Origin of the sequence: Rheinheimera sp. (genome assembly GCF_020217005.1) — a bacterium.
Lineage (GTDB): Bacteria > Pseudomonadota > Gammaproteobacteria > Enterobacterales > Alteromonadaceae > Pararheinheimera.
The window spans coordinates 1-10,000 of the sequence record NZ_JAIWOI010000073.1 but is presented as its reverse complement, the minus strand read 5'-3'; the positions used below and the strand labels follow the sequence as shown (position 1 = coordinate 10,000).

The window sequence follows — 10,000 nt, the reverse complement described above, 5'->3', positions numbered from 1 at the left end:
TAAGGCCGATCCTAAACTGGTGGAGAACCTGTTTGCGCCATACCAGATCAATACTGCAGTGATGCAGCGTTTAGCAATCAAACATTTTATGCACTGCCTGCCTGCACACCGTGGGCACGAGGTGACCAGCGAAGTGCTGGACAGCGATAATTCGTTAGTGTTGCAGCAGGCAGAAAACCGCATGCACGCTCAGAATGCAGTATTAGTCAGTTTATTTAGTTGAGGTTGGACATGAGTATCAAAAAAGTAGTGTTAGCGTATTCAGGCGGTTTGGACACATCAGCCATAGTGCCTTGGTTAAAAGATAACTATGACTGTGAAGTGATAGCTTTTGTGGCCAACGTTGGTCAGGGTGATGAAGAACTGGCTGGTGTGGAACAAAAAGCTATTAAGTCAGGCGCAAGCTCCTGCTATGTGGTCGATCTGCGTGAAGAGCTGATCAAAGAAGTGATTTATCCAACGTTAAAAACAGGTGCAGTGTATGAAGGCCAGTATTTACTGGGTACTTCGATGGCACGCCCTGTGATTGCCCGTGCTCAGGTTGAGCTGGCGCTGAAATTAGGTGCTGATGCTTTATGCCACGGCTGTACTGGTAAAGGTAACGATCAGGTACGTTTTGAAGGTGCTTTTGCCGCTTTAGCACCACAGTTAAAAGTGATAGCGCCATGGCGTGAATGGCAATTTAACTCTCGTCAGTCACTGCTCAATTACCTGGCTGAGAAAAATGTACCAACCACAGCTTCAGCCACCAAAATCTATAGCCGTGATGCCAACTTATGGCATATCTCGCACGAAGGTGGCGAGATTGAAAACCCGTGGAATGAGCCATCAGACCAAATCTGGATGTGGACTAAGTCTCCGGAGCAGGCGCCGGATAAAGCCGAACATATTCAGTTAAGTTTTGAAAAAGGCGAACTGACCAAGTTAAACGGTGAAGCTGTAGATCCTGTCAAAGCTATTGAACTGCTAAACGCTATTGGTTCAGAGCACGGTGTAGGTCGTATCGATATCGTTGAAAACCGTTTAGTGGGCATGAAATCCCGTGGCTGCTACGAAACACCTGGCGGCACTATTTTAGTGGCGGCCTTACGTGCACTGGAGTCTCTGGTGTATGACCGCACTTCACTGAAATACCGTGAAGAAGTGGGCTTAGAGTTTGCGCAGCTGGTTTATGATGGCCGTTGGTTTACGCCGTTAAAAGATGCCTTGTTAGCTGCTGCCACTTCTTTAGCTGACCAACTGACAGGTGACATCGTTGTTAAGCTGTACAAAGGCAACGTCACTGTAACGCAACGCCGTTCACCAAACAGCCTGTACTCTGAAGCCTTTGCGACTTTTGAAGGTGATGAAGTGTACAACCAAAAAGATGCTGCAGGTTTTATCCGCCTGTACAGCTTAGCCAGCCGTATTCGTGCTTTGCATAGCAAAGGTTAAGCTTCTGGCGTGACTATTATTAGGGCGGCTACCAGGTCGCCCATTCTATACTCTTCGTACTTGAAGCTGCCGCTTTGTTGACTGCGTTCTCTCGCCCCAATCACATAGGACTACTATGTTCATGGGGTCTCGCTCTCTTGCCGTCGCGCTGCAACATCAATTACTTTGGGTATATCTACTATTAATGCAGAGGTATTTATCATGGCGATGTGGGGTGGTCGGTTTACCGAAGCCAGTCTGGCTGAGTTCAGTGAATTTAATGACTCATTAAGTTTTGATTATCTGCTGGCGCAACAGGATATTCAGGCCTCCCGTGCCTGGACCATAGGTTTGCTTGAAGCTGGCATTATTACCGCCGCTGAAGCAGAGCAACTGGATCATGCCTTGGCTGATTTGGCTTTGGCGTTGGAATCTAATCCTAAGCTGCCGCTGCAGACACAGGAAGAAGATATTCACAGCTGGGTGGAAGCTCAGTTACAGCAAAAAATTGGTGTAGTCGCCAAGAAGCTGCACACAGGCCGCAGCCGCAACGACTTAGTGGCGACAGATCTGCGCTTGTGGACCAAACTAAATGCCACTCAGGTGCGTAGCACTTTAATTAATGCCATTGGTGCCCTGGTTACTTTTGCTGATGCGCATTTTGGTGCTGTGATGCCGGGCTTTACCCACCTGCAGCGGGCTCAGCCTGTTCTGGTCAGTCATTGGGCTTTGGCTTATATCGAAATGTTTAAACGGGATTTAAGCCGTATTGACGATGCGTTAGAGCGGCTGGATGTCTGTCCTTTAGGTTGTGGTGCTTTAGCGGGCACGGGCATTCAAATCGACCGCACAGCGTTAGCGCAGCGTTTAGGTTTTAAATCCGCAGCGCTGAATAGCTTAGATGCAGTGTCGGATCGGGATTATGTGGTGGAGTTATCAGCCACCGCCTCTTTATGTATGACGCATTTATCGCGCTTATCTGAAGATGTAATTTTCTTCTGCTCAGGCGAAGCCGCTTTCTTTAAGCTGGGTGATGCGATTAGTAGTGGTTCATCGCTGATGCCACAAAAGAAAAACCCTGATGTGTTTGAGTTATTACGTGGCAAAACCGGTCGGGTGCTGGGTCATTTAGTGGCTATTTTGCATGTACTCAAAGGTTTGCCTCTGGCGTACAACAAAGATATGCAGGAAGACAAACAGGGCTTTTTTGATTTGATGGCAAGCTGGCAACAATCTTTGCTGGTGTTGGCGACAGTACTGCCGCATTTGTCGGTTAATGTGGAGCGTTGCCGTTTAGCGGCAGAGCTGGGCTATAGCAATGCCACTGACCTGGCTGATTATCTGGTGAGTAAAGGTATCGCCTTCCGTGACGCTCATGAGTTGTCCGGTGAACTGGTGCTGGTCGCTTCGAAGCAGCAAAAACCGCTGGAAGCTTTAGCTTTAGCCGAAATGCAGCAGGTATCGCCTTTAATCAGCGAGGATGTGTACGCAGCCCTGACCATTGAAGCAGGTCTGGCGAAACGCGCCTCTTTAGCTGGCACCAGCCCTGACAGAGTAAAAGAAGCGCTGGATGCAACCAAAGTGTGGTTTGAAGCCTTGTAATTTAAAGCTTAAGTGAAAGGCCGGACCATGAGTCCGGTTTTTTTTCAGGCCAGGGTTTCAGGGCTTTGACTATACTTTTAAAAAACAGATGGGCTTTGAAGCTGATGAAAAGCTGGATATTTTTGTGTTTTGTCGCCACTGTGCAGGCCACACCTTTGGTTAAAGCCGGGCATCCGATGAATTTCAGCGCCTCTTTACCTCATGCTACTGAGCCAAAAGGTTATTATGCTTCCCTGTTACGCTGCATTGAGCAACATACAGGTTTCAGCTTTGACTGGAAAAGTTATCCGAATATCAGATTATTTCGGTTGGTGCAGACAGGAGAGCTTGATCTGGTTTATCCGGCTCTGTTTGATACCGAGCGTGATAAAAACTCAGTCCGCTCACTTGAGTTTGTCACAGTCAATAATCTATGGCTAACCTTGCCTGATGCGCAGGTCGACCTGACTGATAAGACGATTGCCATCTCAGTGAAACGTGGTTCGTTGCAGGCGACTTATCTGGCAGAAGCAGGCTATAGCAATGTCGTTTACGTAGAAGAATTTGATAAACAGTTACCCACTCTGGATGCCGGTAGAGTAGATGCGGCTTTGATCCCTGATTTGTCATTTAAAGCCTTAGTCTCGGAGAAAAGTCCTGCCTATCGTCAGCGGCTGTTTAATACCACATCAGGTGGCTTCTATTTGAGCAAGGCTTTTGCCAGCCAACACCTGTCAGTGATTAATCAGGCTATTCTGAGCTGCCAACAGCAGATGCCAGCGCCAGCACAGCCTGACTAGATATTTTATTCAGTGAGCGCCTGCTTCGCCTGAAAGTCCAGTTCAGCTTTAAGGTCAACAGGTAATTTAAGCTGACGGGCTAATTCCTGCAGATAAGCGCCTTCCATATAGTTTTGTTCGTTGATCACCAGCAGGCTGGCCAAATACATCTCGGCGGCCATTTCCTCTGTGGTTGCGCTGCTTGCAATATCGGCAGGATCTAATGGTTTCGCTAACTCCTGCTCAAACCAGCGCCGCAGACTGAAATCTGACGTCAGCTTTGCTATTTCTCTGTCTATTAAGTCGCGTTCCTGCTGATCAATATGGCCGTCTGATTTAGCTGCGCCAATTAATGCTTTTAGTATAGCGTGACTGTGTCGCTCCGCTTCCGGAGCTGGTAAGCGTTCCACAGTCTGTGGTTCATGTTGATCAACGCTGCCTTTGTTCCGCTGCTGCCAGTTGTCATAAGCCTTGTAAGCCAGGAGTCCCAAAGCCGCCAGACCTCCATAAGTCATGACTTTTCCCCCCAGGCGCCGACCTTTTTTTGAGCCAAGCAACATAGCTAAAGTGCCACCAGAGAGGGCACCACCGCCAAAACCTGAAAGCAAATGACTGACAGAAGACCGGTCCACTGAGGTAGGGGCCGCACTAGCGGATTTATTGTTTTCCATCACATCAGAGCCAGCTTTCAATAGCTGCTCTAACAGAGCTTTTGTATACATCCTTTATTCTCCTGCTGAATGGTATTAGTAGGTCTGACTGACCTTTCCTTAAAAAATTCATAAGGTTGTGTAACTGAATGTATCAGGTTGCATGTATTGAGGTCTGAGATCTGGTTGTTTTTTAAACAATTTTTTAGATGAAAGTCGATGCACTATAGAGTGGGCCTGGCATGCACTAATAAGAACAGAATATTAAATTGTGAACTAATGTGGTGCATTTATATGCATTTTTTCAGAGGGCGGCATTTATTGCTGTTTTATAGTGGTGCAGATCCCACCCCCTTTTTTTTAAGTTAAATTTAATAATAAACAGTGTGTTATATGAAATACTAATTTTCATCTTATGGTTAATTTTTATTCAATTGACGTGAGTTGAACTAAGTAGGACTGTATTTATATGTTGATTTTTTGAATTAAAAATCAGTGAATAGCGACGCAGTTTTTGTCGCATTAGTGCAGGAACCTCAGTTTACCTTTCACTCTGGATAAAAACTATGAAAATAAAAAAAAGTGCGTTGTGTCTGCAGATAGGTGCCGCTTTACAAGGTGTAGTTTTATTAGGCTTCAGTGGTTTTTCTGTTGCAGCTGAGGAGGACGATGCAGCTAAAGAAAAAGATAATGTCGAAAAAATTGCAGTAGTGGGTTCCCGTGCAGCCCCCCGTTCGGTCGGTGAGTCTCCAGTGCCAATAGATATTATAGGGGCAGAAGAGTTTGCTAATCAGGGCAACCCGGATATGCTCAATATGCTCAGCACTCTGGTTCCCAGCTTTAATATTAATACTCAGGCGATCAGTGATGCCGCCACTTTAATCCGTCCTGCGAATTTACGCGGCCTGGGGCCAGATCAAACGCTGGTGTTAGTCAACGGTAAAAGACGTCACCGAGCTTCGGTGATTGCTTTTGCCGGGGGTGGCATATCAGATGGCGCCCAGGGACCTGATATCTCTGTGATCCCTTCAGTTGCTATTAAGCAAGTGGAAGTGTTGCGTGATGGCGCAGCAGCTCAGTACGGTTCTGACGCCATAGCGGGAGTACTAAACTTTCAGTTAAAAAATGACAGTGAAGGTGGTGTACTGGAAGCGAAGTGGGGCCAGTATTACGAAGGAGATGGTGCCAGTGAAACTCTGGCGGGCAACATAGGTTTGCCACTAACAGATTCTGGTTCAGCCAACTTTAGCGTTGAATATAAAAACTCTGATCCTACGGATCGTAGTGTGCAGCGTGCTGATGCTGCCGCTTTGATAGCGGCTGGTAATACCGCAGTGCAAAATCCAGCCCAGGTCTGGGGTTCGCCAGAAATCAAAGACGACTACAAACTTTTTGCGAATCTTGAGCTTGATCTGAAAAACGGTAAAGAAGCTTACGCTTTTGGTAACCATGCCTCTCGTGAAGTGGAGGGCGGGTTTTACTACCGTAATCCAAATACCCGTGGAGGTGTATACGCCGGTCCTGACGTCACTGTCGATGGTGTGATTTATGATTCAGTCTTGGTGGGCGACATGACACCAGACGATGGCAATAGTTGTGCTCCTTTGCGTCTGGATTCTAAGGGGATCCCTATAGCTTCTGATCTGGCCGCTATTACCGCTGATCCTAACTGCTGGTCCTTTGTGGAAATGTTCCCTGGTGGTTTTACGCCTAAGTTTGGCGGCACTGTAACTGACAGTGCCATAGCGGGCGGTGTAAAGGGGGAGCTGGTCGACACAGTCTTCTTTGATGCCAGCGCCTCTTATGGCCGTAACGAAGCAGAGTTTAAAATTAACAACACTGTGAACGCGTCGCTGGGAGCAAATTCTCCCACCAGTTTTACCCCAGGTACTTATGTGCAAAGTGAACTTGGTCTCAACTTCGATTTGTTCCGTGAATTTGAATTGGGTTTATATGACGCAGTGGTCATTGCTGGCGGTATGGAATGGCGTGAAGATACCTTTGAAGTCAAAGCGGGTGACGTTGCTTCCTACTCAGTAGGTGTGTTAGCGGATCAGGGCTTTGGTATTGGCTCTAACGGTTTCCCGGGTTTTAAACCTGAAACTGCAGGTATCTTCAGTCGCCACAACTTATCCTTTTACACTGATATTTCAAATTGGGTGACTGAAAGTCTGATGCTCAATGCGGCTCTGAGATACGAGGATTATTCGGACTTTGGCGATACCACCAACTGGAAAATGTCAGGTCTTTACAAACTGACGGACAGTGTATCTGTAAGAGGGGCCGCTGGAACTGGCTTTAGAGCTCCAACCATAGGCCAGAGTAAAGTCGTGAACGTCAGTACACTATTTGGTCCCAATGGCTTGATTGACCAGGCGACTTTGCCACCAGACAACCCTATCGCTGTGCAAAAAGGTGGTAAGGCATTAACACCTGAAGAGTCGAAAAATATCTCTTTCGGTTTAGTCGGTGAGTTCGGTTCTACTCATGTTTCTTTAGACATGTACAGAATTGATGTAGAAGACCGTTTAAGCCAAACCTCAGGCCTTGAACTGACAGCAGAAGATATCGAGGCTTTATTGGCCTTGGGTATAGCAGATGCCACCAGTTATTCCAGCGTGACTTTTTTCACTAATGACTTTGACACTGAAACCACAGGTGCGGACTTAGTGATCAGTCAGGATCTGGACTTGGGAGTTGGGGCTTCCAAGTTAAGTTTCCTGATGAACTGGAACAAAACCGATGTCACAGTGGACCCAACCACTACAAACATAGACGATGTAAAAATTCGTACTTTGGAAGAAAACTTACCTAAAACCCGCGGCAGCATTACCTTCAATCATGCTCAGGACAACTGGCGTGCTTTGGCAAGGCTGAACTATTTTGGTTCATTCTGGGAGGTCGATGACACCTATGACGCGGCCCAGGGCATGTCTGAAGGTTCTGCAGTTCTGGTTGATCTCGAAGTAGGTTACATGCTCAGCAGCAATATCGAACTTATAGTCGGAGCTCAAAATGCTTTTGATAAATATCCGGGCTTAAACCCTTATGGTGATTCTGTTGGGGCTAAATACCCTGTGACATCTCCTTATGGCTTTAACGGCGGATATTACTACTTCAGAGGCGTCTATACCTTCTGATAAAGCAGCAGAACCCGCTCAGGCTGCAGAGGATTTCTCCGGCCTGAGAATGGTTTTTTTGAAATTGACCCTTCTGCTATTGAGCAGGATCTTGAGGTATAGGGCTGATGACAAATCCGGACAATAAACAGATGAACGCTGACGGTTTAAGTCGCAGACAAGCCTTGTTATGGATAGGTAAAGCGGCCGGTTCAGCTGCAATGTTGCAAGCTGCAACTTTATTAGGGCTAGTCGCAGCACCAGTGGCAGCTCAGGCCGAACCGGTAAAACTAAAGCCACTGACAACAGGACGCAAAACCGTATTGATACTCGGAGCTGGTATCAGCGGGCTGGTAGCGGCTTATGAGCTCGGAAAGGCGGGTTATCAATGTAAAATCCTGGAAGCTTCGCACAGGGCTGGTGGCCGGAATTTTACTATCCGCCATGGCGATTTTATCGATGAGTTGGGCAACCCACAATTTTGTAACTTTGATAAAGACCCCGATCTGTACTTTAATGCAGGTCCAGCTCGTATTCCGGCACACCATACAGCGATCTTGCATTATTGCCGCGAATTTGGTGTGGAAATGCAGCTGTTTTGCAATCACAACAAAAACTGTTACACCCAGGATGACAAGGCTTTTGGCGGCAAAGCTGTACGTATTCGTGAATACGAAGCGGACACCAGAGGTTTTTTCAGTGAATTAATGGCGAAGTCTATCCAATCTCAAGCCAAACTGGATGCACCTTTTGATCAGATTGACAGACAAAAACTGATTGAGTTTTGCCGTGCTTATGGCGACTTGTCCAGCGACTTTACTTATGAAGGCAGCGAGAGAGCTGGCTATCAGTCTGGCGGGATTTTATCACCAGGTGTGCTAAAAACTCCGAGGGCATTGGCGGATTTACTGCAAAGTGACTTCTGGGCTGGCGCTATGCATTTTGGCGAATTGTCGGATCAATCTGCAGCCTTGATGACTCCTGTCGGAGGCATGGACAAAATTGTCGACGCCTTTTTAAGCCGCTTGCCCGGCACTGTGCAATTAAAAGCTCAGGTACAGAAGGTGCAAGTGGTACCACAAGGGGTAGAGGTCAGTTATTGGCTGGACGGACAACTGCAGGTTGAGCAGGCGGATTATTGCCTGAACTGTATTCCTGCCCAGTTAATGGCCGGCATAGAAAATAATTTTCCTGCGGATTATGTCGGCGTGATGCGTCAGTTGCAGCGTGGCAAGTTATCAAAAATTGCGCTGCAAGCCAAAGAGCGGTTTTGGGAGAAAGAACAGATATACTCTGGTATTAGCTGGACCAGTCAGGATATCACTCAAATCTGGTATCCCTCCCACGGCATGTTCAAAGCCAAAGGTATTTTGCTCGGCGCTTATAGTTGGGATCCTGCTATCTCAGACAGATTTTCTGCTATGACTAATCAACAGCGCATAGCGACAGCTATTGCCCAGGGCTCTAAGCTGCATCCTGATTATGCTAAATACATAGAGCAGGGCAATAGTATCTGCTGGCAGCGGATGAATCATATGTTGGGATGTGGTGCTGTCTGGTCCGAAGAATTGCTGAAAACCAGTTTCGCCACCCTACAGGCTCCGGTTGGAAGCCATTATATGGTCGGTGATCAGGTCAGTTATCACCCTGGCTGGCAGGAAGGTGCTGTGCGTTCTGCCTGGCATGCGATGGAAAGTATTCAGCAGCGGGAGCTACAAAAACAACGGCAGGAGGCGGTATGAAGTTTTGGCTTTTTGGCTGTCTGTTGGTTGCTGTAAGTATTCAGGCTGAAACGTTTCAACAGAATTCACAGTATTGTCTGGTTTGTCATGGCAGTAAGGCGCAGGGCAACGTAGCGATCAGCGCGCCTAATCTGGCAATTTTACCTGACTGGTATCTGACGGCTCAGTTAAGGGCCTTTCAATCAGACTGGCGAGGCCACCAGAGCACAGATGCTTACAGTAAAGAAATGATGGCTGTGGCAAAAAGTATGAGCCCGGAAGAGATCAAAAGGGCTATTGATTTCATCACTACTTTTCAGGTCAGTAAGACGGTTGAAACGCTGGACGGCGATATCAGTCATGGTAAAGCGTTGTTTCAGACCTGTGCAGCTTGTCATGGCGCCAGTGCTGAAGGTAACCAATCTCTTGGAGCCCCGCCATTAGCCGGGCAATACAGTTGGTATTTGTTGAGGCAGCTTCAGGCGTATCGCAGCGGACAGCGTGGCAATGCTGAGCAAGACAGTAAAGGCGCTGTGATGAAACAAATTGCCTCTTCGCTAAACAGCGAGCAGGATTTGAATGATATTGTGGCTTATATCAATACGTTAGCACTGCCATCAACGGACGTTAAAAATTAAGAGGAAATGATCGGATGAAAACATGGACAAAATTAGCTTTGTTATCTCTTTGTGTTACTAGTACTGGCCTACTGGCTGAAGTGAAACGTTATCCTTTAC

General features: G+C 47.1%; 7 protein-coding genes and 1 pseudogene. 7 read left to right on the top strand and 1 reads right to left on the bottom strand.

All coding sequences use genetic code 11. The features are described 5' to 3' along the window. The 4 genes and pseudogenes from LDL40_RS03670 to LDL40_RS03655 all read left to right on the top strand — a co-directional run. Positions 1–223: pseudogene (locus LDL40_RS03670) on the top strand (ornithine carbamoyltransferase); the annotation flags it as partial. Between the two features lie 2 nt (positions 224–225). Beyond that, entirely contained in the window at positions 226–1,434 is a 1,209-nt protein-coding gene (locus LDL40_RS03665) for an argininosuccinate synthase (RefSeq protein ID WP_300993760.1), read from the top strand. A 201-nt stretch (positions 1,435–1,635) separates the two neighbouring features. Then, positions 1,636–3,015, top strand: coding sequence for an argininosuccinate lyase (gene argH / locus LDL40_RS03660; RefSeq protein WP_300993759.1), 1,380 nt, complete (start codon positions 1,636–1,638; stop codon positions 3,013–3,015). Positions 3,016–3,119: 104 nt separating this feature from the next. Continuing rightward, entirely contained in the window at positions 3,120–3,794 is a 675-nt protein-coding gene (locus LDL40_RS03655; RefSeq protein WP_300993758.1) for an ABC transporter substrate-binding protein, read from the top strand. A 5-nt stretch (positions 3,795–3,799) separates the two neighbouring features. On the opposite strand, the gene LDL40_RS03650 is transcribed toward LDL40_RS03655, so the two are convergent. Continuing rightward, positions 3,800–4,495, bottom strand: coding sequence for a tellurite resistance TerB family protein (locus LDL40_RS03650; RefSeq protein ID WP_300993757.1), 696 nt, complete (start codon positions 4,493–4,495; stop codon positions 3,800–3,802). A gap of 494 nt (positions 4,496–4,989) precedes the next feature. Between LDL40_RS03650 and LDL40_RS03645 the strand changes: the two genes are divergently transcribed. The 3 genes from LDL40_RS03645 to LDL40_RS03635 all read left to right on the top strand — a co-directional run bounded on the left by LDL40_RS03645 (position 4,990) and on the right by LDL40_RS03635 (position 9,901). Beyond that, a complete protein-coding gene (locus LDL40_RS03645; RefSeq protein ID WP_300993756.1) occupies positions 4,990–7,563 on the top strand; it encodes a TonB-dependent siderophore receptor in 2,574 nt (857 codons plus the stop codon). 107 nt (positions 7,564–7,670) lie between these two features. Next, positions 7,671–9,284, top strand: a complete 1,614-nt coding sequence (locus LDL40_RS03640) for an FAD-dependent oxidoreductase (protein WP_300993755.1) — start codon at positions 7,671–7,673, stop codon at positions 9,282–9,284. Beyond that, positions 9,281–9,901, top strand: a complete 621-nt coding sequence (locus LDL40_RS03635; protein ID WP_300993754.1) for a cytochrome c — start codon at positions 9,281–9,283, stop codon at positions 9,899–9,901. Before LDL40_RS03640 ends, LDL40_RS03635 begins: the two co-directional genes overlap by 4 nt. The last annotated feature ends 99 nt before the right edge of the window (positions 9,902–10,000 follow it).

Coding starts and splice junctions, on each gene's coding strand:
- argH (WP_300993759.1), top strand. CDS start 1,636: ATGGCGATGTGGGGTGGTCGGTTTACCGAAGCCAGTCTGGCTGAGTTC.
- LDL40_RS03655 (WP_300993758.1), top strand. CDS start 3,120: ATGAAAAGCTGGATATTTTTGTGTTTTGTCGCCACTGTGCAGGCCACA.
- LDL40_RS03650 (WP_300993757.1), bottom strand. CDS start 4,495: ATGTATACAAAAGCTCTGTTAGAGCAGCTATTGAAAGCTGGCTCTGAT.
- LDL40_RS03645 (WP_300993756.1), top strand. CDS start 4,990: ATGAAAATAAAAAAAAGTGCGTTGTGTCTGCAGATAGGTGCCGCTTTA.
- LDL40_RS03640 (WP_300993755.1), top strand. CDS start 7,671: ATGACAAATCCGGACAATAAACAGATGAACGCTGACGGTTTAAGTCGC.
- LDL40_RS03635 (WP_300993754.1), top strand. CDS start 9,281: ATGAAGTTTTGGCTTTTTGGCTGTCTGTTGGTTGCTGTAAGTATTCAG.